Source organism: Sphaerisporangium rhizosphaerae (genome assembly GCF_042665155.1).
Lineage (GTDB): Bacteria > Actinomycetota > Actinomycetes > Streptosporangiales > Streptosporangiaceae > Sphaerisporangium > Sphaerisporangium rhizosphaerae.
Map to the genome: position 1 here is coordinate 23,557 of NZ_JBHTCG010000027.1, position 23,402 is coordinate 46,958.

Here is a 23,402-nt window from a genome sequence, read left to right on the forward strand (position 1 = left end):
CGGCGGTGGGGGCAGGTCGGCCGGTGGGCCGGTCGGCTGGTTGAACGGCGCGGCAAATCGCTCATCCCTTCAGGTCACGCAGCACCATCGCTGTCTCGAGCGCCGCGACCGTGGCCTCGTACCCCTTGTCCTCATGGCTGCCGGGGAGGCCCGCCCGGTCGACGGCCTGATCAAGGTTGTCACATGTCAGCACCCCGTTGCCCACCGGAGTCGACTCGTCCAGGGACACCCGGGTCAGTCCGGATGTGACCGAGTCGCAGACGTACTGGAAGTGGGCGGTCTCGCCGCGGACGACCACGCCGAGGGCGACGACCGCGTCGCAGCGCCGCGCCAGGGCCTGGGCGACGACCGGGACCTCCAGGGAGCCCGCGACCCGGACGGTGACCCACTCGGCCCCGCACTCCTTGGCCGCCTGCTCCGCGCGGGCCACCAGCTGGTCGGTGATCTCCTGGTGCCAGCGGGCCGCGACGATGCCGACCCGCAGTCCCTCGGCGACGACGGGGGCGGCCTGGGGCCGTCCGGTACCGCTCACCGGTGCTCCTCTCTCGCCGAGGCCGGCGTGGGCCGGCTCATCGGACGCCTTCGATCTGGTGGCCGAGGCGGTCGCGCTTGGCCGTCAGGTACTTGATGTTGTACTGGTTGGCGGCGGCGGGCATGGCCTCGCGGCCGAGCACCTTGATGCCGTAGCCGTCCAGCCCGCGCAGCTTGGCCGGGTTGTTGGTCAGCACGCGCACCGACTTGACCCCGAGGTCGGCCAGCATCTGGCCGGCGTTGGAGAACTCGCGGGCGTCCACCGGCAGGCCGAGCTCCAGGTTGGCGTCCACGGTGTCGCTGCCGTTGTCCTGCAGGCTGTAGGCCCGCAGCTTGGCCAGCAGGCCGATGCCGCGGCCCTCGTGCCCGCGCAGGTAGACGATCACTCCCCTGCCCTCGGCGGCGACGGCGCGCATGGCGTGGTCGAGCTGCACCCCGCAGTCGCAGCGCAGCGAACCAAGGACGTCCCCGGTCAGGCACTCGCTGTGGGCGCGGACCAGGATGTTCTCCCCGTCGCCGAGGTCGCCGTACACCAGGGCGAGGTGCTCGCCGCCGTCGATGCCGCTGGCGAAGCCGTAGGCCCGCCACACGCCGTAGCGGTTGGGGATCTCGGTGACCGCGACCCGCTGGACCACCCGCTCGGTGCGGCGGCGGTACTCGGCGAGCTGCTCGATGGACACCAGCGCCAGGTCGTGCTCGTCGGCGAACACCCGCAGCTCGGGCAGGCGCGCCATCGTCCCGTCGTCGTTGACGATCTCGGCCAGCACGCCTGCGGGGGTGAGCCCGGCCAGCCGGGCGAGGTCGACGGCGGCCTCGGTGTGGCCGCGCCGGGCGAGCACGCCGCCCTCGTGGTAGCGCAGCGGGAAGATGTGACCCGGCCGCGCCAGCTCGAACGGCTCGGTGGCCGAGTCCGCCAGCGTGCGGATGGTCTTGGCGCGGTCGGCGGCCGAGATGCCGGTGCTCACCCCGTCGCGGGCGTCCACGCTGATGGTGTAGGCGGTGCGCAGCCGCTCGCGGTTCTGGTGGACCATGAGCGGCAGGCCGAGGCGGTCCAGGTCCCGCCCGAGCATGGGGACGCAGATCACGCCGCTGGTGTAGCGGATGGTGAAGGCCAGCAGCTCCGGGGTCGCCTTGGAGGCGGCGAAGATGATGTCGCCCTCGTTCTCGCGGTTCTCGTCGTCGACGACGACCACCGGCCTGCCGCGGCCGATGTCGTCGATCGCCCGCTCGATCGGGTCCAGCGTGATGTCGCTCATGCCGTTGCCACCTCCAGTCCGCGGCTGTACTGCCGCCGCCATTCGCGGATCCCGAGCAGGACCATGACGAAGAAGATTCCGTAGACGACGCCGGAGACGACCAGGCCGGAACCGAACGCCAGGGGCACGCCGACGAGGTCGACGGCGATCCAGATCCACCAGAAGTCGATCAGGGCCCTGCCCTGGGCGTAGGTCGCGATGGCGCTGCCGACGAAGATGTAGGCGTCGGGGAGCGGCGCCCACGACCAGCCGGTGACCGAGAAGAACAGGGCGACCAGCGCCGTCGCGGCCACCATGACCGCGACCAGCGTGAGCCGCTCGCGGGTGCGTCCGGGACGCACGGGCAGCGGCTCGCCGTCCCTGGTGCCGCGCATCCAGCGGAACCAGCCGTAGAGGGCCAGCAGGCCGAACATCGCCTGCTTCAGCGCGTTCCCGGTGATGTGGGCCTGGACCGAGGCGACGAACAGCAGCACCGAGCCGACGAGCTGCACCGGCCAGGTCCAGATGGTGCGCTTCATGGCGAGCACGACGGTGGACAGCGCGCAGATGTTGCCGACCAGGTCGGTCCACAGCACGTGCTGGCCGAGCAGGTCGAAGCCGGCCTCGGTCCAGCTCATGACGCCACGCCCTGTCCCCGGGGGGCGAGGAGCTTCTCGACGTACTTGGCGATGACGTCGACCTCGAGGTTGACCGGGTCGCCGGGCTTCTTGGTTCCGAGGGTGGTGAGCCCGAGGGTGGTGGGGATGAGGCTGACGGCGAACGCTCCGGGCTCCACGGCGGCGACGGTGAGGCTGACGCCGTCGACGGCGATCGAGCCCTTCTCGACCACGTACCGGTCGAGCTCGGCGGGCAGGGACACCCGCACGATCTCCCAGTGCTCGGCGGGCTCGCGCGCGAGCACGACGCCGGTGCCGTCCACGTGGCCCTGGACGATGTGACCGCCGAGCCGCTGGTCGGCGCGCACGGCCCGTTCGAGGTTGACCGGGTCGCCGGGGGTGAGCGCGCCGAGCGAGCTGCGGTCGAGGGTCTCCTTCATCACGTCGGCGGTGAAGGTCTCGCCCTCGACGGCGACGACGGTCAGGCAGACCCCGTTGACCGAGATCGACTCTCCGTGGCGGGCCCCGGGGGCGACGGCCGGGCCGCGGACGGAGAAGCGGGCCGCGTCGGGCAGCGCCTCCACCGCGGCGATCTCGCCGAGCTCCTCGACGATTCCTGTGAACATCAGATCTCCTTGTGCGACGCGGCCGGCGGCGGGCCGGAGCGCGGGCCGTTCAGTGGCGTGCGTGAGGGACCAACCCACCGGGACGTCCGCCTCTTCCGCGCCTCACGCGCGGCACGGGGGACCCACGCCGGGGTGTGCACGGCATGGGACGGCGCGGCGCGCTCTGCGGCGCGGCACGCGGGATACGACGGTCGGCCCACCCGGCCCCTCCTACTCGCCAGTAGCTTTCTTGCCACGGCGGGCCCCGGGGTGATCGGGTGCGGCACGGCACCACGAAGGCGCACGGCGACGGATCGCCGGACGCATCGCGCGCTTCCTCCCATCCGGACTTTCACCGTCGGTCCTGGAATTCCACCAGGTCAACCGGCCGATGGACTCGGCCGGGTCGCGGACTGTCACCGCCGGTTCGGAATTTCACCGACCCCGGAGCACGCTGCTCTGCTATCAGTGTGCCACGCTCGGCAAAGCGGGCGTAACCCGCGAGAACCCCTATGGTCAACAAGCGCTTGGTAGGTGGGGTACCCCCGGGGTCAGGCCGCCGACATCAGCTTCCGGGCGCGCCGGGCGTCCGGGCTGTAGCGCAGCCCCTCGGGGATCACCCGCGTGCCGTGGTACAGCGCCTTGAGCGCCACGCCCGCCCACACGTCCTCCAGCGGGGTCGCCGGCAGCCGGTACAGCCGCCGGGCCCAGCGCGGCAGCGTGGCGAACGCGAGCAGGGTGATGAGCGGGACGGCCGGCTTCAGCGCGGCAAGGCGCGCGGGCACCGGGGCGTTCAGCGACAGCAGCAGCGGATGCGCCGCCTCGGGCACCAGGTACAGGCCCGGGCGCCGGGCCTCGATGTAGGCGCGCATCTCGGCCACCGAGCCGGGCACGTCGTCCTCGGCCAGCCCGACGAGCGCGGCCGAACGCCGCTGCTCGGCGACGAACCGGTCGGCGTCCTCGGCGCTGAGCCGCACGCCCGCGCGGCGGGCCACCGTCAGGTAGGAGTCGACCTCGCCGACGTGGACCCAGCGCAGCGCGTCGGGGTCGTCGAGCCGGAAGTCCTCGCCGGTGTCGGGGTCGTGCGCGGTCAGCCTGGCGTGGATCCTGCGCACCCGGGCGCCCGCCCTGCCGGCCTCGGCCGTGGTGCCGTAGGTGCGGACCCGGACGAACTCGGTGGTGCGCCAGAAACGCGCCCACGCCTCGTCGGGGTCCAGCAGGGCGGAGTTCTGCACCAGGCCGCGCATCGCCCGCGGGTGCAGGCCCTGCATGAGCAGCGCGCGGAAGCCGCCGACGAACTGGACGGGCTCCCCCATCACCCGCCAGGTCACCGACTGCGGACCGAAGAGCCCGTGGTCCATCGCGCACACCTCCGCAGAACCCGTAAGTGACGCGTTACCCCGGATTCCGCCGTCCACACCGGGAACCGCGCAGGAGCGGACACATTCGCGGGGGACGCCTGTTATGCGGACGGTCACGTCATGGCCAGGTCATGGCTGTGTCACAAAATCGTGACACAGTGCGCGACAGGGGATCCATAGTGTGTCGTACGCCATCACCGCAGGTCAATGGGGTAGCGGACACAACCTGATTGACATTGCACAACGAACGTTAAAAAGCTCCTCAGCGGGCGGCCAGGAGATTGACCAACGGCTAATTAATTGCCAAAGTTCCCTCTAGTCACGATTTACTGCGATCAGATCTCTGGGGTGGCACCCGCACAATGGCTCTCCCCTCTCCGGCAAGGACCGAAGGTTCCGACCCCGTGGACGCCGTCCAGGCCGCGACCGCCGGCACCGGCGAGACCACCCTCGTGGGCCGCTCGCCGGCCCAGCTCATGTGGCGGCGCTTCCGCCGCGACAAGACGGGCGTGGTCTCCGCCGTCATCGTCGTGTTCTTCGTCCTGGTCGCGCTCGGCGCGCCGCTGATCTCGGCGGTGTACGGCAAGGACCCCTACACGACCTACGGGCTGGACAACCCCGGGCTGCTCAACGCCTACGGCTTCCCGATCCTGCCGAACGGCGGCATCAGCTCGCAGTTCTGGTTCGGCATCGAACCCGGGCTCGGCCGCGACGTGTTCACGCAACTCGTCTACGGCATCCGCACCTCGCTGCTGATCGCCCTGGCCGCCACGATCATCACGACGGTGCTCGGCATCGTGGTGGGCATCGTCGCCGGGTACGCGGGAGGGCGCACCGACTACCTCATCGGCCGCGCCATCGACGTCCTGCTGTCCTTCCCCTCGACGCTGTTCATCATCGCCTTCATGCCCGTGCTGGAGAACCTCCTGGTCAAGCCGGACGAGGAGACCCCGGTGTGGCTGCGCGCCGCCGCGCTGATCATCTTCTTGACCGTGTTCGGCTGGGCCGGGCTGGCCCGCCTGCTGCGCGGCAACGTGCTGTCGCTGCGCGAGCGGGAGTTCGTGGAGGCCGCCCGGGTCACCGGCGCGTCTCCGGCCCGGATCATCTTCAAGGAGCTGCTGCCCAACCTGTGGACGCCGATCCTCATCCAGTCGACGCTGCTGCTGCCGGCGCTGGTCACCTCCGAGGCGGCGCTGTCCTTCCTCGGCGTCGGCATGATCGAGCCGGTCCCCGACTGGGGCCGCATGTTCCTGCGCGGCACCGAGGTCTACCAGTCCGACATCACCTACCTGATGTTCCCCGGCATCGCGCTCCTCATCTTCGTCATCGCCTTCAACCTCCTGGGTGACTCGGTCCGGGACGCCTTCGACCCGAGGATCAGACATTGACCCGGCCACGCACCCTGCACATCTCTAAGACCAGGAGTGAAATGTCAGCACGAACGCGGTCCGCTCTGGCCGTCTTCGCCATCGGATCCCTCGCCCTCACCGCGGCGTGCTCGCAGGGCAACGCCGGCGCACCTCCCGCGAGCTCCGGCGGCGCCTCCGCGTCCGCGTCCCCGACCAGCATGACGGACCTGTTCGCACCGCCGAAGGTCACGGTCGGCACGGCGGACGACTCCAAGGGCCCGTCCATCCCGCCGGAGGGCGTCGTCAAGGGCGGCACGGTCAACATGATCGACCGTGACGACTACCCGCACTTCGACCCGGCCCGGGTCTACGACAACGTGACGGCCAACTTCCACAAGCTCATCACCCGCCAGCTCACCGGCTACAAGCGCGTGGCCAAGGGCGAGTACAAGGTGGTCGGCGACCTCGCCACCGACGCCGGGCAGGTGTCCGACGGCGGCAAGACCTGGAAGTTCACCCTCAAGGACGGGGTGAAGTGGCAGGACGGCAGCGCCATCACCTCCGCCGACGTCAAGTGGACGATGGAGCGGCTGTTCGCCCCGTTCATCACCGAGGGCCCGCCCTACATCCAGCAGTGGCTGACCGCCGAGGACTACAAGAAGGCCTACGGCGGGCCGTACAGCGGCAAGGAGCTCGACACCATCGAGACCCCCGACGACAAGACGGTGGTCTTCCACTTCACCTCGCCGCACGCGGACGCCAACTACGCCCTGGCCATGACCGGCTACGGCATCGTGCCCAAGGCGAAGGACACCAAGGAGAAGTACGACAAGGAGCCCTTCTCCAGCGGCCCGTACATCATCGCCAAGCACACCGTCGACAAGTCGATGGACCTGGAGCGCAACCCCAACTGGGACGCGGCCACCGACCCGATCCGCGGCGCCTACCCCGACAAGTGGCACCTGGAGTTCGGCTTCCAGGCGCTGCAGGTGACCGACCGGTTCGTCGCCGACACCGGCGACGACAAGAAGACCCTCAGCTTCTACAGCCACGTCGCCGCCGAGCGGACCCAGCAGGTCGTCGAGAACGCCGACCTGCAGTCGCGCCTGCTCAAGCAGCCCTCGCCCTACGGTGACTACTACTACTTCAACCTCGACCGGGTGAAGGACATCAAGCTGCGGCAGGCGATCAACTACGCCTGGCCGACCCAGCAGATCATGCAGATCAGCGGCGGCCCCGCCAGCTCGGTGATCAACACCACGATCCTCAACCCGAGCGTGTCGGGCTGGCAGGACTACGACGCCTTCGGCATGAAGCAGCACCCCAACGGCGACCTGGCCAAGGCCAAGGAGCTGATGGCCCAGGCGAGCGACAAGACGCCGACGCTGGTCTACGGCTACAACGACACCCCCACCGAAGAGCGCATCACGGTCGCCATCAAGAACCAGCTCGCCAAGATCGGCGTCAAGATCGTCGCCAAGCCGATGAACACCAAGACCTGGTACGACTCGACCAGCAAGGTGGACAACGGCCTGGACATGTACTGGGGCGGCTGGGGCGCCGACTGGCCGACCGCGGCCACCGTGTTCCCGGTCATCTTCGGCCCGATCCACGACGGCGGCTACAACCAGTCGCACCTCAACGACCCGGCCACCACCGCCGAGATCAAGCGCATCGAGGGTCTGGCGGACGCCACCGAGGCCAACAAGGCGTGGGGCGACCTGGACAAGAAGATCATGGAGACGATCACCCCGCTGGTGCCCGCGCTCAACAACGTGGGTCTCCAGCTGCACGGCTCGCTGGTGGGCGGCGCCGAGATCGACCCGATCCAGTGGGTCGTCTCGCCCGACACCATCTTCGTGAAGTCTTCGTGAAGCACTAGCAGTCCCGGCTCCGGGGCGCCGCGCGGCGCCCCGGAGCACCTCCACTGAGATCGACAGGCCATGCTCAGATTCCTGACCCGCCGGACCCTCGGCGCGGCGGTCATCCTCGTGATCATCGCCGCAGTGACGTTCTTCCTGTTCTTCGCCATCCCCGCCGACCCGGCGCGGCTGGCCTGCGGCAAGGTGTGCCCGCCCGAGACGCTCGCGCAGGCGCGGCACAATCTGGGCTTCGACCAGCCGATCTTCGTCCAGTTCGTCAACTGGCTGGTCGGCGTCTTCGTGGGACGGGACTACGAGGGGCTCGGGCACTGCCCCGCGCCGTGCCTCGGCTACTCCTTCGTCAACCACGCCCCGGTCTTCGACACCATCACCGACCGGATGCCGCTCACGATCTCGCTGACCGTGGGCTCCGCCGTCATCTTCCTGCTGTTCGGCGTGGGCACCGGCATCATCGCCGCGCTCAACCAGGGCCGGCCGCTGGATAAGATCGCCAGTGTCTCGTCGCTGATCGGCGCCTCGGTGCAGATCTACTTCGTCGGCACGCTGGCCATGTACTTCCTGGTCTACCAGTGGCACGTCATCGAGCGCCCGCAGTACGTGCCCTTCACCGACAACCCCCTCCAGTGGGCCTACGGGCTGCTGCTGCCCTGGGTGGTGCTCGCGATCATCTTCACCGCGAACTACACCCGCATGGCCCGCTCCACGATGGTCGAGCAGCTCTCGGAGGACTACGTCCGCACGGCGCGGGCCAAGGGCATGTCGGGCCGCACGGTGGTCCTGCGCTTCGCGCTCAGGGGCACCCTCACCCCCATCGCCACGATCTTCGGCATCGACATCGGCACGCTCATCGGCGGCGCGATCATCACCGAGAACACCTTCAGCCTCCAGGGCATCGGCCGGCTGTCCATCCAGGCCGTCCTCAACTCCGACCTGCCGATGCTGATGGCGACGGTCCTGCTCGCCGCCTCCGCCATCGTCGTCTTCAACGTCGTCGTGGACGCGATGTACGCGGTCATCGACCCGCGCGTCCGTCTCAGCTAGGTGTCACCCGCTCGACCGCTCAGCTAGGAGCAACCGCTTGACCGCCGTCACACTCTCCGACGCAGGCCCCGGACGCCGGGGCGACTCCTTCCTGTCCGTGCAGGACCTGCGCGTCTCCTTCAGCACCGAGGACGGCGTGGTGCGGGCCGTCAACGGGCTGTCCTTCGAGGTGGAGAAGGGCACGACGCTCGGCATCGTGGGCGAGTCCGGCTCGGGCAAGTCGGTGACCAACCTGGCCATCCTCGGACTGCACGACACCGACCGCACCGAGATGCACGGCGAGATCTGGTTCGAGGACCAGGAGCTGATCGGCGCGAGCCGCGCGACCATGGAGCGCCTGCGCGGCAACCGCATCGCCATGATCTTCCAGGACCCGCTGACCTCCCTGTCGCCCTACCACACCGTGGGCCGCCAGATCAGCGAGGTGTACCGCAAGCACAAGGGCGCGAGCAAGAAGGAGTCCCGCGACCGGGCCGTCGAGATGCTCGAACGGGTCGGCATCCCGCACGCCACGACCCGCGTGGACGACTACCCCCACCACTTCTCCGGCGGCATGCGCCAGCGCGTCATGATCGCCATGGCGCTGGTGTGCGACCCCGACCTGCTGATCGCCGACGAGCCCACCACGGCGCTGGACGTGACCGTCCAGGCGCAGGTGCTGGACCTGCTCAAGGACCTGCAGCAGCAGATGGGCACCTCGATCATCCTGATCACCCACGACCTGGGCGTGATCGCCAGGACGGCGCACCAGGTGCTGGTCATGTACGCGGGCCGGGCCGCCGAGCGGGGAACCGTCCGCGAGGTCCTGACCGAGCCGCGCCACCCCTACACCTGGGGCCTGCTGTCGTCGATCCCGCGGCTCGGCGGGTCGGTGGACGTGCCGCTCACGCCGATCAGGGGCACCCCTCCCAGCATGCTCGCCCCGCCGCCCGGCTGCCCGTTCCACCCGCGCTGCGACTACGTCAAGTACGCGGGCCCGGAGCTGTGCACCGGTGAGCGGCCGGACCTGTCGCCCGCCACCGGGCACGGGGACGCGTGCTACCTGACGCTCGCCCAGAAGCAGGAATTCCTCGGACAGATCAAGGGACGACCGTGACCACGCCGCTGCTGCAACTCGAAGGGCTGACCAAGTACTTCCCGGTCATGGGCGGGTTCGTCCTGAAGCACCAGGTGGGCAAGGTGCACGCCGTGGACGGCGTCGACCTGGCCGTGGACGCCGGCCAGACGCTGGGCCTGGTCGGGGAGTCCGGGTGCGGCAAGTCCACCCTGGGCCGGCTGGTCGCCCGGCTGCACGAGCCGACCGACGGGAAGATCCTCTACCAGGGCGGCGACATCGCGCACAGCTCGCGGCGCGAGCTCAAGCCGATCCGCCGCGACATCCAGATGATCTTCCAGGACCCCTACAGCTCGCTCAACCCGCGCCAGACCGTGGGCGCGATCGTCGGCGGCCCCATGGAGATCAACGACATCCGGCCCGAGGGCGGCGTGCAGAAGCGCGTCCGGGAGCTGCTGGAGATCGTCGGCCTCAACCCCGAGCACTACAACCGCTTCCCGCACGAGTTCTCCGGCGGCCAGCGGCAGCGCATCGGCATCGCCCGCGCGCTCGCCCTGTCCCCCAAGCTGATCGTGGCCGACGAGCCGGTGTCGGCGCTGGACGTCTCCATCCAGGCGCAGGTGGTGAACCTGCTGCAGCAGCTCCAGCGCGACCTCGGCATCGCGTTCCTGTTCATCGCCCACGACCTGGCCGTGGTGCGCCACGTCTCCCAGCGGGTGGCGGTCATGTACCTCGGCAAGATCGTCGAGGTGGGCGACCGGACGTCGATCTACGAGCGGCCGCGCCACCCCTACACCCACGCGCTGCTGTCGGCCGTCCCGGAGGTGGAGCTGCCCGAGGAGGGCGCCGCGCCGGCCGAGCGGATCCGCCTGGCGGGTGACGTGCCCTCGCCCATCGACCCGCCGTCCGGCTGCCGGTTCCGCACCCGGTGCTGGAAGGCCAAGGAGAAGTGCGCCGCCGAGGAGCCGCCGCTGCTCCAGATCACCGGCAACCGCGACGGCCACCTCACCGCCTGCCACTTCCCCGAGGAACCCACCACCCACGGCCACGACGTCGTCCTGGACCCCGCCCTCGCCTGACCGCCCTCCCCTACTCTGAGAAGATCGAAGGGAGAACGGTATGGAGGCATCGCAGACCCGTCGCGCGGTCCAGACCGCGAGGGCGACCGCTTCCTCGCTGGGCCTTCAGGCCGAGGACGCGGTCGTCGTCAGCGACTCCGACCGCATCGCGGTGCGCCTGCTCCCCTGCGATGTTCTCGTCCGGGTCGCACCCGCGGCGCATCGAGCCGCCTCGGAGTTCGAAGTGGAGGTCGCTCGACGCCTCACCGCGGTCGACGGCCCCGTGGCCGAGCTGGACCCTCGAGCCGAACCCCGCGTCCATCTGCGTGATCACTTCGCCCTCTCGTTCTGGACCTACTACGAACCTGTGGGATCGGAGATCGCGCCGGCCCACTATGCGGACGCGCTCACGCGCCACCATGCCGCCCTGCGCCAGGTCGATCTGGGGGCGCCGCACGTCACCGAGCGCGTCGCCGGCGCGCTGAGAGAGGTGGGCGACCGAGAGCGCACTCCAGCGCTGCCCGGTCCCGACCGGGAGCTCCTCAGCGACGCACTTGGCGGTCTGAGCGCCGCGATCAGCGGCGCGGAGGCCGGCGAGCAGCTGTTGCACGGCGAGCCGCATCCGGGCAACCTGCTCGCGACGCGGAGAGGGCCGCTCTTCGTCGACCTCGCGACGTGCTGCCGCGGGCCGGTCGAGTTCGACCTCGCCCACGCCCCCGAAGAGGTCGTCGAGCACTATCCGGGGGCCGACCACGACCTGGTCCAGCGGTGCCGCGTCCTGGTGTGGGCGTTGTTCGCCACCTGGCGCTGGCGCCGGGACGACCGGTTCCCCGACAGGCGCCACTGGCGGGCGGAAGGGCTCGACCGGGTACGGGCCGCACTCGATCGCTGCTGACCGGGCCGGGCTTGACCGGTCAGGTCCGCGCTCTCACCCTGGTGCCGGGCCGGCGCCAGGGCGCACTCAGGGATGAGTGGACTCCGGTGGTGGGCATGATGCCCTCAGGGGAGTCCGCGCGAGGGGGGCGAGTTGTGATGGAATCCATCGGCGCGCCGGCCGTGCGGGTAGTGCCGCCCGGCGGCGGGGAGCCGGTCGCCATCCCGGGGTTCGGCGCGGTCTTCAAGATCCACGGCCGCGACACCGGCGGGCTGGTGGCCATCGTGGAGCACCCGTTCGCCGTAGGGTCGATCACCGCGGCGCACCGGCACACGCGCGAGGACGAGCACTCGATCGTGGTCGAAGGCGAGATCGGTTTCCGGTCCGACGACCAGGAGGTCGTGCTCGGCCCCGGCGGCTACATCACCAAGCCACGAGGCCAGATGCACGCCATGTGGAACGCGGGGACGGTGCCCGGCCGCATCATCGAGGTCATCACCCCGGGCGGTTTCGAGACCTACTTCCGCGAGCTGGGCGAGCTGCTCTCCTCCGCAGACCGCACGCCCGGCGTGGACCTGCACACGACCCAGGAGTTCACCGACCTGGCGGACAAGTACGGCCTCACCTACGGCACCCCCACCTGGCTCCCCGACGTGGTCGCCCGCTACAACCTGAGCCCACCGTCCCACTGATGCGGTGACCACACACGTCACCGGGCTCGGCTCTCCCCCTCGCCCACGTGCTTGCGGTGATCGGCGCCGGGTCGGCGGGTCGTGGTGCGGCGATGCCGGCGCCCGCTTACGGCGCCCGTGCCGCTGAACGTTCCTGGACAGCGCGCAGTGACAACGCATCTATGTGGTCTGACGGGCGCGGAACTTGGCGACCTTGGCGCGGTTGCCGCAGCGGCTCATATCGCACCAGCGGCGGGTCCCGCGGGCGGAGTTGTCGAGGAACATCCGGGTGCAGGCAGGGCCTTCGCATTCGTGCAGCTGGGCCGCCGACGGGCCGGTGACGAGGTCGATCGCCGCGCGAGCGACGAGTGAGAGGGACGCCCGCGCGGACCCCGAGCGGACGAGCGCGCCGGTGTCGTCGAGGCGCACGAGTGGCGGCGTGACCGCGGCCGCCTCGTTCACGATGGCCCGGTCGGCCGGGTCGAACCAGGCGGCACCGGGGCGGTCCGAGGCGTTGTCGGCGCCTGCGGCATGACGGCTGGAGTGGGCGGTCATGGCCGCGTACGCGAGGCGGTAGATGGCCTCACGGAGGATCTTGGCGGTGGCGAGGTCGTCGTCGTCCGTGGCGGCCGAGGGGTCGGCGATGCCGGCGGCCGTGAGCCAGCGGCGCAGGTCGGCGGGGGTGTGCAGGAACTCCACGGGGGTGCCGCCGTACCGCCTGCCGAGGGTGCCGGTCAGGTCGAGCGCGAGGTCTCCGCCGAAGAAGTTGAACTCCACGACGCCATGGTAACCACCTTGACCGGTTTCACCGGGCCGTCCATCATGTAACTCCATAGACCGGTTACATAATGGAGGTTGTTCGCCATGACCGTGCGTGTGGGCATCAACGGCTTCGGCCGCATCGGCCGCGCTCTGCTCCGGGCCCAGTTGGGACGCCGGGAGGACGTCGAGATCGTCGCCGTGAACGACCTCACCGACGCGCGGACGCTCGCGCACCTGCTGAAGTACGACTCGACCGCCGGCCTGCTGCCCGCCGGTGTCACGGGCGGCGACGACGCGATCGTCGTGGACGGCACAAAGATCGCCGTGCTGGCCGAGCGGGATCCGGCGCGGCTGCCGTGGAAGGAACTGGACGTCGACCTCGTCGTCGAGTCGACCGGCCGGTTCACCGACGCCCACCAGGCCCGCGCCCACCTCGACGCCGGCGCGAAGCGGGTGCTGATCTCCGCCCCCGCCAAGAACGAGGATCTGACGCTGGCGATCGGCATCAACGACGACCTGTACGACCCGGAACGCCACACGATCGTCTCCAACGCCTCCTGCACGACCAACTGCCTGGCCCCGATGGCGAAGGTCCTCGACGACACGTTCGGGATCGAGCGGGGTGCGATGACCACGATCCACGCCTACACGCAGGACCAGAACCTGCAGGACGGACCGCACCGCGACCCTCGGCGTGCGCGCGCGGCGGCGCTGAACCTGATCCCGACCACGACGGGCGCGGCGAAGGCGATCGGCCTGGTCCTGCCCCGGCTCAGCGGCAAGCTGGACGGCTACTCGATCCGCGTGCCGGTGCCCGTCGGGTCGCTCACCGACCTGACCGCCGAACTCGGCCGCGAAACCACCGCCGAGGAGATCAACGCCGCGTTCCGCGCGGCCGCCGAGGGCCCGCTACGGGGCATCCTGGAGTACACCGAGGACCCGATCGTCTCCAGTGACATCGTGGGCAGCCCGGCCTCCTGCATCTTCGACGCCGCCCTCACCAAGGTCGTCGGCGGCACCCAGGCCAAGATCTACGGCTGGTACGACAACGAGACCGGCTTCGCCAACCGCCTCCTCGACACCACCCTCCTCATGTCCGCCTGAGAACCCCGGTACAGCCGTGCGCCACACGCCCCGCTTCGCCCGACCGGGGCGTTCGACCACCACCGGCCCGGTCGCGGCGGGGCGCGGTTCAGGACGCGACGCACGCGCACGGCAGGAGGCACTCCCGTCGCCCGCATCGCCACGCCGCGTGGAGAAGGTGGTGCAGCCCGTTCCATCGTTCGCGGCCCCGCCGGGCACCGGGTGATCTCCGGCCGCGCGCGGGCCGTGCCCGCGCACTAGGTTCGAGGCGTACCCTCGACCGGCGATCACGGAGGTGGGCACGATGACAGTGCTCTCGGGCAGAAAGGCCGTCGTCACCGGAGGCTCCCGGGGCATCGGCCGCGCGATCGTCGAACGGCTGGCCCGCGACGGCGCGCAGGTCGTCTTCACCTACGCCGAGAACGCCGGCGCCGCGGCCGAGGTCGAGAAGGCCGTCGCCGAGCTGGGCGGCGCCGCCCACGCCGTACGGGCCGACCTCGCCGAGCCAGGGGCCGCCGAGCGGCTGATGCGGGAGGCGGAGGAACGGCTCGGCGCCGTGGACATCCTGGTCAACAACGCGGCGCTGACCTTCGCCCCGGCCGGCCTCGCCGACACCGACGACGAGCTGTACGACCGAGCCATGGCGGTCAACGCCAAGGCGGTCTTCCTCACCATGCGGCACGCCGCCCGGCACATGCCCGACGGCGGCCGCATCGTGAACATCTCCACCCTCAACACCGTGCGGCCCGCGCCGGGCACCACGGCGTACGTGGCGAGCAAGGGGGCGCTCGAGCAGCTCACCGCCGTCGCCGCCCAGGAGCTGGGGCCGCGCGGCATCACCGTCAACACCGTCTCCCCCGGCGCGACCGACACCGACCTGCTGCGCGGTACCAACTCCGAGGAGAACCTCGCGATGGCGGCGGCGCTCACCCCGCTGCGCCGCCTCGGGCAGCCCTCCGACGTGGCCGACGTCGTCGCCTTCCTGTCCGGCCCCGACGCCCGCTGGGTGACCGGTCAGAACATCCTGGTCACCGGCGGCCTCGCCTGACACCGGCCCCACCGAGGACGGTACCCCAAGGATGAGCGGACCGCCGGTGGCGGGCATGATGCGCAGAGGGGAGTCATTCAGCGGAGGTCACTGGTACAGGAAGAAGTGCTGCGCCGGGTTGCCGAGGGTGCAGTGGTAGTTCTGCAGCCACGCCCGGTCCGCCAGCGAGCCGCCCTGGACGTCCAGGCAGTCCGCGCTCCTGGCGTTGACCAGTTGCCGGCTGCTCTGGAAGTCGTCGTACAGCCCCCACAGCATGGTCGTGCTGTTGGCGTTGCACGCCCACTGCTGGATGATCGCCCCGTCGACCGCGTTGCCGTCCTTGAGATCGAGGCAGCGGCCGGTGTACTGATTGACGAACAGGTAGCGGACGACCGTACCCAGCCCGCCGATCGGGCCGTTGGTGGCGCGGGTCAGCAACCACGACTGCTGGGGCGAGCCGTCGCAGGCCCGCTGCCAGATGCGGTTGCCGTTGGAGAAGAGGTTCCCCGCCGAGTCGGGCGCGACCTCGACGCACTTCCAGCTTCCGTAGTTCAGCAGGCGGAAGGCGCCCACCGGCAGGGTGGTGTCGGCCTGGGCGGGCTGCCCGACGGCGGCCACCGAGACGGCGGCCAACAGGGTGGCGAGCAGAAGGGTGACGATTCGGTGCAGCTTGCGCACGGCCGGCTCCCCGGGTTCAGGACGCGATCGACACGCGGGCAGGAGACACTCCCATCGCACGCATCGCCACGCCACATGGAGAAGATGGTGCAGCCTGTTCCGAGGCTGTCGCTTGTTGATCGCCTCGTGACGCGATGCGTTACCGCCCCGCACTCCCCGAACCGCTCAAGCCGTGGCAGCCTCTCAGATCATGACCGGCTCGCTCAGACCGTGACCGGCTCGCTCAAGCCGTGGCCGACTCGCTCAGCCAGGCGAGGGTGAACTCTCCGTCGTGGCGGACGCCGTCCAGGAACGCCTGCCACTCGGCCGCCGTGTAGACGACCGGCGGGCCGTATCCCCGGCCTTGAACGGCCACCCCTCGCCCGTCGCGGGAGACCGTCGCCTCCCCCACCGACCGCGCATCCGCGCCCAGCCGGTCCAGCCCCAGCTCACCGGCCCGCACAGCCTCCAGGAACACCGACCACCCCTCGGCCCCGAACCCGACCACCGCCCGCCCCGGCCCCACGTCGTTGGAGTTCCGCACCCACACCGTCACCCCATCGAACCGCGCCTCCACACAGTTGCTCTGGACACCGCTGCGAGCACTCTTACGCCATACGCCATCTCGTCGCTGAGCCTGCATGATGAATCGGCGCCCCTTCCCTTGACATGTCTCAGGCGGGGTGCGATCAGGCTGTGGCGGGTTCGCTCAGCCAGGTCAGGGTGAACTCTCCGTCGTGGCGGACTCCGTCGAGGAACGCCTGCCACTCGGCCGCCGTGTAGACGACCGGCGGGCCGTATCCCCGGCCTTGAACGACCACCCCTCGCACGTCGCGCAGGACCGTCGCCTCCCCCACCGACCGCGCATCCCCGCCCAGCCGGTCCAGCCCCAGCTCACCGGCCCGGACCACCTCCAGGAACGCCGGCCACCCCTCGGCCCCGAACCCCACCACCACCCGCCCCGGCCCCGCGTCGTTCGAGTTCCGCACCCACACGGTCCCCCCATCGAACCGCGCCTCCACACAGTTGCTCTGCGCGCCGCTCCGCGAACTCTTACGCCAAATGCCTTTCAATCGCCGACCTCCCGGCATATCAGGTACCTTCAGCGCGAAGTGTGCCGGTTACAGCGTATCTGCCAATTCCGCTAGATAACGGACCGTCTCCTCGGGCGACCAGGCGATCTCGCACAGCCGGTCATAGGCGTGCAGGTACTGCATGACAGCATGTTCGTCTTCGAGGTACATGTCAGTATTCATCGCCTCGATATGCACCACGTCGAGCTGAGGCAACTTGAGGATCGTGAAAGCCCCTGACATGCCGGGATGAGGCCGATCGGTGAACGGGAGAACCTGGACGGTGACGCCCGGCCGGTCCGCGCATTCGCACAGGTACTTGATCTGCTCCCTGAAGATCTCCGTGCCGCCGATGGGATGCCGCAGCGCCGCCTCGTTGATCAGGGCCCGAAGAACGACCGGCCGCCCGCCTGTGAGTACCGCTTTGCGCGTCATGCGCACAGTGACGAACTCCTCCACCTCGGTCTCGCTGCTCAGCCCCCGCATCGCGGCCACGAACACGCGGGCGTACGCCTCGGTCTGCAGCAGCCCCGGGATGAGGAACGTCTCGTAGGTGCGGATCTCGGTGGCCGTGGCCTCGAGCCGGATCAGATCGACGTACGAGGGCGCCAGCGCATCGCTGTGTTCGACCCACCACCCGCGCCGCTCCTGTTGGATCTCCGCCGCGACGACCATCAACTTCTGGCGGACGGCCGGGTCGGTGACCTGGTATGCGTCCAGAATCGGCGGTATATCCCGTGGCGGAATACCTACCAGACCGTTCTCGATGCGACTCAGGGAACCGGTAGAGCGTCTGCACCTCTCCGCCGCAATGGCGAGGGAAGGGATTCCCGCGTGAAGCCGTAGCTCCGCGAGCTTCGCACCCAACCAGCGCTGCCGAAGTGACGGCACATCCATCCTTTAAGTCCTCCTTTACATCATCTCTCCACTTCAGCACCACCCGTGAAGGGTTCTTGAGTGGAAGAATTTCACTGAAGCAGCTTGCGGAGCAGCAATTTCGGACCCACTATAGGGTCGCCAGACGGTCACGGAAAGCGATCGATCGAAAGCATGCCGCAATGTCCCACGGGAAGACCGTCGAACGGCGGACCGGAGGAACGCTCGCCGGTCTCTCAAGGCACAAATGGAGACAGGAGGGACAAAGGTGATCGTGATGCGTTCCCGCGTGATGATTTCGGTGGTCGATCGGCTCACCAGCCGTCTTCGTCAGCGACCGGACGTGGACCGGCGCCGTGGGGTCTACGCGCCCACGTGGCCGGACTCACCGCTCGACCCCGTCGACTGCCCGACGTTCAGTCAGCCGTTCTCGGCGGTGCCGTCGGAGGTCAGGGCGGCGCGGGCGTTCGTCACCGCGCTGCTCGGGCCGGACCATCCCTGTCACGACGACGCGATCCTGCTCACCAGCGAGCTCGCGGGGAACGTCATCCGGCACGCGGTGCGGGGAGAGTTCGCCGTCTCGGTGGCGCTGGTGCCAGGCGGGGTCAAGATCACCGTAGGTGATCGGGGGTCGGCCGCCATTCCCCGGCCGCGAACGGCCGGGGACGAGGACCTGTCCGGCAGGGGGCTGGCCATGGTGGACGCGCTGGCCATCCGGTGGGGATTCCAGCGCACCACCGGTAACACGAGCGTCTGGTTCCATCTCACCGAACCCGTCAGAGCCGACGCCTGAACACCGCGCCACGTCTGAACACCGGGCCGATGCCTGAGCACCGGCCGACGCATGGTCGCCGCGCCACACACCTGATCGCCGGGCTGCGAATGAGCGCTGGACCGACGAAGGACCGCCGGGTCAACACCCGAACGAGACGGAGTCCGCCCCGAAACCGGTCAGGACGCGGCGCGTTCGGCCTGTGCTCTGAGGTCGCGGACGGCCTTCGCGGGGTCGTCGGAGCCGTAGACGGCGTTGCCCGCGACGAAGACGTCGGCGCCGGCCTCGGCGCAGCGCTCGATCGTCCTGGAGGACACACCCCCGTCGACCTGGAGCCAGATCTCGCCGCCGTGCTTGCGGATCATCTCGCGGGCCTTGCGGACCTTGGGCAGCATGATGTCCAGGAAGGACTGCCCGCCGAAGCCCGGCTCGACGGTCATCACCAGCAGCATGTCGATCTCGCCGAGGATGTCCTCGTAGTCCTGCACGTTGGTGGCCGGGTTGAGCGCGAACCCGGCACGGGCGCCGGCCTTGCGGATCTCCCGCAGCGTGCGCACGGGGGCCTTGGCGGCCTCGGCGTGGATGGTGACGCTGCCCGCGCCGGCCTCGACGAACGAGGGGGCCCAGCGGTCGGGGTTCTCGATCATCAGGTGGCAGTCGAGCGGCAGCGTGGTCGCCTTGGCCAGCGACTCGACCACCGGCGCGCCGACGGTGAGGTTGGGCACGAAGTGGTTGTCCATGACGTCGACGTGCAACCAGTCGGCGACGCCCGCCACCTGCCCGGCCACATCCGCCAGCCGGGCGAAGTCAGCGGTCAGAATGCTGGGTGAGATCTGTACGGCCATAATGCCGCAGTCTAGAGCCCTCCCGGCCCCGAAACCGCTCCCGTGCACTGAGCTCTGCCGAGTTCAGGAGACCGAGGGCCTGCCAGGACGTCGATCGGCTGTTTTCGATCAGCGGTCACCATGGAGGGCGCCCGGGCTGTCGTCTTCCGGCTGCTCGTCGTCTCCTTCGCGAGCTTCGAACTCTTCCTGAGTGAACAACGCGACATAGACGTGTTCATCGATCTGCCGTTCAACGGCGAGCGTGTTCACCCGCCTCCGCAGCGCGTGGGTGAACTCGGCCGACCAGCCGTCCTCGTCCGGCGGGTCGAGGACGAGGAACCCCTTGAGGGCCGGCTCACCCTCGGAGTCCTCGTACGACTCGACCCAGGCTCGCCGAATCGTCGGCCCCCCGGAGATGCGGACACGCGTGATCGCCTCCGCCAGTCGCTCCAGGGCTCCAGCCTGCGGTCTCCCGCCCATGACGACCACCTCCACCCTTCCCGGCCTCGGAGACCGGATCACGCTGGTACAGCGCGCTCACAGCCCCTACCGCCGCACGCTGCGGAAGAGTTCGGCCGCCTCGTCACGCAATGCCTGAGGAATGCCGCCGGCTTCACTCTCGTTGGCTCGAAGAGCCTCTTCCAGCAGGTCCCGCTCGGCCTGGCGCTCGGCCGCTCCATCGTGATGGACGAAGAATCCCGCTGCGCCGACGCGTTCTCGCGTGTCACGGGCCTTGCCCTTGCACAAGAACCCGTTCACCTCGGTGACGCGCTCCTCGCCGAGAGGTGATCCCCTTTCAGACTCCCTCATGTGAGCATTCAACTACGAACAGTGGCGCAGCGGCCCGCTCTTGACCGAGCAGACGAGATGAACACGGCGCTGCCCGCCTGTGCTGATCACGGCGCCCGGGCCGCAGGGTCAGATCCGTTCGAGGTCGGCGAAGGAGGTTTCGAGCTTCATGCCTTCGGGGAGCTCGGTGACCAGCGTTCCTCTGTGCACGGCGGCCAGTTGGTAGTTGCGCCCGCTCCAGTCGAGGCGGTAGTCCTCGACCGAGCCGACCCGGTCGCCCTCCATGACGACGATGAGATAGACGGGTATGCCTTGCGCGGCGTACTCGGCGCGTTTGTCGTTGAAGTCGACCTCGTCGTCAGAAGAGGTGATCTCGACAGCGACCAGGACGTCACCGGACCACAGACGCGCGCCGGCGTCCAGACAGTGGAGGACGCTGATGTCCGGTCTCCTGAAGGTGAATCGCTTCCCTGCCTGGGTGACATGCGCGTTGCGGTGGCGGTAACGCATGTCGGTGTCCTGAAGGACATCGATGCAGGGATGCGACGGGCGAGCGGCCAAGAGCGCAAAGGTCAGATTGCGCGAGACGCGCTGGTGCCCCGGCGTCGGCGACTCGCGGAACAGGACCCGGCCGCCCACGACCTCGATCGTCTCGCAGATCTCCTCGGGCAGCGCCTCGTAAGCCTCCTCCGTGATGAGCAGGCTGGACGGATCCGCCGCCCAAGGGGGAAGGGGCATGTGCGGCTCCTTCGAAAGCCGGCCTTTGTGGGCCGGAGTGAACAGGTCACGAAGCGTGTCGCCACTGGGTGTTCGCGTCATAGAGGACTACGGAACTCACGCCTAGATGTTCAGCTCCTGGCCCAGGGCGGCGAGTTGGTCGGCGGCCATTCCCCTTCGGAGGTCATCGCGACGTTTGTACTGCTGCACATCTTCGTACGACAACCGCCGATGCTCGTCGATCAGGCGGGAGGGGATCTCCCCCGCGTCCAATAGCTTGATCAGGTAGGGGCGGGAGACGTTCAGCATGTCCGCCACCTGCTGTGGCGTCAGTTCGGCCTGCGACGGGTGATCCTTGATCCGGCTTACGGCACGACCGGCCATTCCGGCGTCGTCGCTCCCCGGATGTACCTGTTCGACCTGCTCGTCCGCCATCACGACACCTCTGTTCACAGCCTTCGCGACAGACGTAATGATCGCAGGCCACGACCTGGCCCGCGCGTTCTACGGCGGAACGAGCACGAGCCAGGGATGACGTTCCCGGAGGTCCGCGCTCCCGTGTGCGTTGCTCGCGGGGCAGACCTCCGGGGTGCGGGGGCGGGGCCCCTGCTGTGGGGCGGAGCCCTCCGAAGAATGCTGTCCGAGCGGAGCGAGGGCCGTTTCGAGGCGGCCGCTCGTGCCATGGGCAGGTAGGGCGGGACCCCAAGGAGGGCTGGCCGAGCGGAGCGAGGGCCGTTTGCTGGGGGGGTCTTCAGTTGTGGCGGAGGCCTTCTATCCAGCCGGATTCGACGGCTATGCGGACGGCGTCGGTGCGGTTGCGGGCGCCGGTCTTGGTGATGACGCTGGAGATGTAGTTGCGGACGGTCGCGGCCGACAGGTGCAGTTCGGCGGCGATCTCGCCGGTCGTGGCGCCGGAGCCGACCAGGCCGAGCACGGCGGCCTCCCGGTCGGTGAGCGGGGTGACGGTGGCGGACATGGCGGCCAGGGCGAGGGTGGCGTCGATCACCCGCTCGCCCTGGACGATCCTGCGGATGCTCTCGGCGAGCCGCTCGGTGGGGGCGTCCTTGAGCAGGAAGCCGCTCGCGCCCGCGTCCATCGCCCGCTTGAGCAGCCCGCTGCTGGCGAGCCCGGTGAGGATGAGCACCTGGCAGGACGGCATCGCGCGCTTGAGGCGGCAGGTGGCCTCGATGCCGTCGACGCCCGGCATCTCGATGTCGATGACGGCGACGTCGGGCGCGCAGGCTAGGGCGTGCGGGACGACCTTGTCGCCCCGGTCGATGCCGGCCACCACCTCGATGTCGCCGGTCAGGTTCAGCAGCGCGGTGAGGGCGCCGCGGACGACGCCGTGGTCTTCGGCCAGCAGAACGCGTATCAACGGTGCTCACTTTCCCGATCGTCTACGGCGGGCAGCCACGCCCGCACCTCGAACCCGCCTTCCCCCGTGCCGCCCGCCGAAAGGGACCCGCCCATCTTCGCCGCCCTCTGGCGCAGCCCGGCCAGGCCCGAGCCGCCGCGCCGGGCGGCCGTCTCCCGCCGGGCGCCGTCGTTGCGCACCAGCAGGCGGACTCCCCCGTCCACCTCGTCCAGTTCGATCAGGCAGTGCCGGGCGTCGCTGTGCCTGACGATGTTGGTGGCCGCCTCGCGCACGATCCAGCCGAGCGCGTCGCCGGTCTCCTCGTCGATCTTCTCAAGGCCCAGGCGCAGGTCGCAGCGCGCGCCGGTCAGCTCGATGAGCGCGACGGCCGCCGACAGCTCCGCGCCCACGTCCAGGGAGCGCCTGGCCGCCACGACGTCGCGGATCTCCTGGCGCGCCTCGACGGCGATGGCGATGGTGGCCTCCACCTCGGCGGCGGCCCGCTTCCTGTCCGCGCCGGCCAGGGCCAGGGCCAGCTCGGTCTTCAGGGTGATGGACGCGAGCGTCTGGCCGAGCAGGTCGTGCAGCTCCCCCGCCATGCGCAGCCGGTCCTGGTCCACGGCCGTCGTGGCGAGCGCGACCCGCAGTTCGCGAAGTTCGCGCACGAACCTGGCGTAGTGCACGATGCCCGCGGCGACCACCGAGGCGACGAGGACTCCGGCGCTCTTCTGCACGGCGGGCACGGCCACGGGGGACCATTCCACGAGGGTCAGAGGGTACTCGGCGGCGGCGACGGCGATCAGCACGCCGAGTCCGTAGCGGAAGCGGAACAGCAGCAGCCCGGCGGTGGCGACGATGAGCGGAGTGTAGATCCAGACCGATCCGAGGAACGGGACCGCTCCATAGACGACGGCGGCGAACAGCAGGAAGGTCCGCGCCCGGTGCGGCCCTTGGCTCGTTCCCGCGATGTGCCTGGCGACGATGCGCGCGTACACGACGAGCAGCCCGCCGAGCAGCACGACGGCCAGCAGGGCCCGGCCGAGGTCGCCGACGAGCACGAAGGCGAGGGGGGTGAGCCCCCACAGCGCTCCGGTGGCCGCGACGACACCCGTGGTCAGCCATCTGACCTGAGCTTCACTCTCCTGAGCCACGGGTGGTCTCCAACTTGTCCGGATGCATCATGATTTCG

The 23,402-nt window shown here is 69.7% G+C and carries 27 protein-coding genes and 1 riboswitch; of the genes, 10 read left to right on the forward strand and 17 right to left on the reverse strand.

What is annotated here, in order from left to right; all coding sequences use genetic code 11:
• Positions 1-61: 61 nt before the first annotated feature.
• The 5 genes from ribH to ACFQSB_RS30045 all read right to left on the reverse strand — a co-directional run bounded on the left by ribH (position 62) and on the right by ACFQSB_RS30045 (position 4,349).
• On the reverse strand, positions 62-532 hold the full coding sequence (ribH, locus tag ACFQSB_RS30025; protein WP_354850221.1) for a 6,7-dimethyl-8-ribityllumazine synthase: 471 nt from the start codon (positions 530-532) through the stop codon (positions 62-64).
• A 37-nt stretch (positions 533-569) separates the two neighbouring features.
• A complete protein-coding gene (locus tag ACFQSB_RS30030) occupies positions 570-1,787 on the reverse strand; it encodes a bifunctional 3,4-dihydroxy-2-butanone-4-phosphate synthase/GTP cyclohydrolase II (RefSeq protein WP_354850218.1) in 1,218 nt (405 codons plus the stop codon).
• Positions 1,784-2,404 (reverse strand): nicotinamide riboside transporter PnuC, encoded by a 621-nt coding sequence (gene pnuC, locus ACFQSB_RS30035; RefSeq protein WP_354850215.1) that lies wholly within the window; start codon positions 2,402-2,404, stop codon positions 1,784-1,786. Before pnuC ends, ACFQSB_RS30030 begins: the two co-directional genes overlap by 4 nt.
• Positions 2,401-3,009: a riboflavin synthase gene (locus ACFQSB_RS30040; protein ID WP_380830215.1), complete on the reverse strand. Its 609-nt coding sequence runs from the start codon at positions 3,007-3,009 to the stop codon at positions 2,401-2,403. The genes pnuC and ACFQSB_RS30040 overlap by 4 nt, the downstream gene beginning before the upstream one ends.
• A 305-nt stretch (positions 3,010-3,314) precedes the next feature.
• Positions 3,315-3,445, reverse strand: a riboswitch (FMN riboswitch).
• 94 nt (positions 3,446-3,539) lie between these two features.
• The gene (locus tag ACFQSB_RS30045; RefSeq protein WP_380830216.1) at positions 3,540-4,349 is read right to left on the reverse strand and encodes an oxygenase MpaB family protein; all 810 of its coding nucleotides are present in this window, start codon (positions 4,347-4,349) and stop codon (positions 3,540-3,542) included.
• Between the two features lie 404 nt (positions 4,350-4,753).
• On the opposite strand from ACFQSB_RS30045, the gene ACFQSB_RS30050 reads away from it, so the two are divergent.
• The 7 genes from ACFQSB_RS30050 to ACFQSB_RS30080 all read left to right on the forward strand — a co-directional run bounded on the left by ACFQSB_RS30050 (position 4,754) and on the right by ACFQSB_RS30080 (position 12,300).
• On the forward strand, positions 4,754-5,737 hold the full coding sequence (locus tag ACFQSB_RS30050) for an ABC transporter permease (protein ID WP_354928382.1): 984 nt from the start codon (positions 4,754-4,756) through the stop codon (positions 5,735-5,737).
• Between the two features lie 41 nt (positions 5,738-5,778).
• Entirely contained in the window at positions 5,779-7,572 is a 1,794-nt protein-coding gene (locus tag ACFQSB_RS30055; protein WP_380830217.1) for an ABC transporter substrate-binding protein, read from the forward strand.
• 69 nt (positions 7,573-7,641) lie between these two features.
• A complete protein-coding gene (locus tag ACFQSB_RS30060) occupies positions 7,642-8,622 on the forward strand; it encodes an ABC transporter permease (RefSeq protein WP_380830218.1) in 981 nt (326 codons plus the stop codon).
• A 37-nt stretch (positions 8,623-8,659) separates the two neighbouring features.
• Entirely contained in the window at positions 8,660-9,718 is a 1,059-nt protein-coding gene (locus ACFQSB_RS30065; RefSeq protein ID WP_354928376.1) for an ABC transporter ATP-binding protein, read from the forward strand.
• A 47-nt stretch (positions 9,719-9,765) separates the two neighbouring features.
• Entirely contained in the window at positions 9,766-10,755 is a 990-nt protein-coding gene (locus ACFQSB_RS30070) for an ABC transporter ATP-binding protein (RefSeq protein WP_459117356.1), read from the forward strand.
• Between the two features lie 40 nt (positions 10,756-10,795).
• Positions 10,796-11,629: a phosphotransferase family protein gene (locus ACFQSB_RS30075; RefSeq protein ID WP_380830220.1), complete on the forward strand. Its 834-nt coding sequence runs from the start codon at positions 10,796-10,798 to the stop codon at positions 11,627-11,629.
• Between the two features lie 137 nt (positions 11,630-11,766).
• Positions 11,767-12,300, forward strand: coding sequence for a cupin domain-containing protein (locus tag ACFQSB_RS30080; protein WP_380830221.1), 534 nt, complete (start codon positions 11,767-11,769; stop codon positions 12,298-12,300).
• Between the two features lie 159 nt (positions 12,301-12,459).
• On the opposite strand, the gene ACFQSB_RS30085 is transcribed toward ACFQSB_RS30080, so the two are convergent.
• Positions 12,460-13,056 carry a CGNR zinc finger domain-containing protein gene (locus tag ACFQSB_RS30085; protein ID WP_380830222.1) on the reverse strand — a complete coding sequence of 199 codons (597 nt, stop codon included), beginning with the start codon at positions 13,054-13,056 and terminating at the stop codon, positions 12,460-12,462.
• Between the two features lie 87 nt (positions 13,057-13,143).
• On the opposite strand from ACFQSB_RS30085, the gene gap reads away from it, so the two are divergent.
• Together gap and ACFQSB_RS30095 are read left to right on the forward strand one after the other, a co-directional pair.
• A complete protein-coding gene (gene gap / locus ACFQSB_RS30090; protein ID WP_380830223.1) occupies positions 13,144-14,145 on the forward strand; it encodes a type I glyceraldehyde-3-phosphate dehydrogenase in 1,002 nt (333 codons plus the stop codon).
• A gap of 283 nt (positions 14,146-14,428) precedes the next feature.
• Positions 14,429-15,172, forward strand: coding sequence for an SDR family NAD(P)-dependent oxidoreductase (locus ACFQSB_RS30095; RefSeq protein WP_380830224.1), 744 nt, complete (start codon positions 14,429-14,431; stop codon positions 15,170-15,172).
• 87 nt (positions 15,173-15,259) lie between these two features.
• On the opposite strand, the gene ACFQSB_RS30100 is transcribed toward ACFQSB_RS30095, so the two are convergent.
• The 4 genes from ACFQSB_RS30100 to ACFQSB_RS30115 all read right to left on the reverse strand — a co-directional run bounded on the left by ACFQSB_RS30100 (position 15,260) and on the right by ACFQSB_RS30115 (position 17,778).
• Positions 15,260-15,829, reverse strand: coding sequence for an RICIN domain-containing protein (locus tag ACFQSB_RS30100; RefSeq protein WP_354850177.1), 570 nt, complete (start codon positions 15,827-15,829; stop codon positions 15,260-15,262).
• 223 nt (positions 15,830-16,052) lie between these two features.
• A complete protein-coding gene (locus ACFQSB_RS30105; protein ID WP_380830225.1) occupies positions 16,053-16,451 on the reverse strand; it encodes a DUF397 domain-containing protein in 399 nt (132 codons plus the stop codon).
• Between the two features lie 46 nt (positions 16,452-16,497).
• Entirely contained in the window at positions 16,498-16,899 is a 402-nt protein-coding gene (locus tag ACFQSB_RS30110) for a DUF397 domain-containing protein (RefSeq protein ID WP_380830226.1), read from the reverse strand.
• A 30-nt stretch (positions 16,900-16,929) separates the two neighbouring features.
• Positions 16,930-17,778: a helix-turn-helix domain-containing protein gene (locus ACFQSB_RS30115; RefSeq protein WP_380830227.1), complete on the reverse strand. Its 849-nt coding sequence runs from the start codon at positions 17,776-17,778 to the stop codon at positions 16,930-16,932.
• Between the two features lie 256 nt (positions 17,779-18,034).
• Between ACFQSB_RS30115 and ACFQSB_RS30120 the strand changes: the two genes are divergently transcribed.
• Positions 18,035-18,550, forward strand: a complete 516-nt coding sequence (locus tag ACFQSB_RS30120; RefSeq protein WP_380830228.1) for an ATP-binding protein — start codon at positions 18,035-18,037, stop codon at positions 18,548-18,550.
• Between the two features lie 158 nt (positions 18,551-18,708).
• Here the strand turns inward: ACFQSB_RS30120 and rpe are convergent, their stop codons facing one another.
• From rpe to ACFQSB_RS30155, 7 genes are all read right to left on the reverse strand, one after another.
• On the reverse strand, positions 18,709-19,374 hold the full coding sequence (gene rpe, locus ACFQSB_RS30125; RefSeq protein WP_380830229.1) for a ribulose-phosphate 3-epimerase: 666 nt from the start codon (positions 19,372-19,374) through the stop codon (positions 18,709-18,711).
• Between the two features lie 108 nt (positions 19,375-19,482).
• Positions 19,483-19,848, reverse strand: coding sequence for a hypothetical protein (locus ACFQSB_RS30130; protein ID WP_380830230.1), 366 nt, complete (start codon positions 19,846-19,848; stop codon positions 19,483-19,485).
• 51 nt (positions 19,849-19,899) lie between these two features.
• Positions 19,900-20,163: a hypothetical protein gene (locus ACFQSB_RS30135; RefSeq protein ID WP_380830231.1), complete on the reverse strand. Its 264-nt coding sequence runs from the start codon at positions 20,161-20,163 to the stop codon at positions 19,900-19,902.
• 108 nt (positions 20,164-20,271) lie between these two features.
• Positions 20,272-20,961, reverse strand: a complete 690-nt coding sequence (locus ACFQSB_RS30140) for a Uma2 family endonuclease (protein WP_380830232.1) — start codon at positions 20,959-20,961, stop codon at positions 20,272-20,274.
• A gap of 21 nt (positions 20,962-20,982) precedes the next feature.
• A complete protein-coding gene (locus tag ACFQSB_RS30145) occupies positions 20,983-21,294 on the reverse strand; it encodes an excisionase family DNA-binding protein (RefSeq protein ID WP_380830234.1) in 312 nt (103 codons plus the stop codon).
• Between the two features lie 316 nt (positions 21,295-21,610).
• Entirely contained in the window at positions 21,611-22,234 is a 624-nt protein-coding gene (locus tag ACFQSB_RS30150; protein ID WP_380830235.1) for a response regulator, read from the reverse strand.
• A complete protein-coding gene (locus ACFQSB_RS30155; protein ID WP_380830236.1) occupies positions 22,231-23,364 on the reverse strand; it encodes a sensor histidine kinase in 1,134 nt (377 codons plus the stop codon). Before ACFQSB_RS30155 ends, ACFQSB_RS30150 begins: the two co-directional genes overlap by 4 nt.
• Positions 23,365-23,402: the final 38 nt, after the last annotated feature.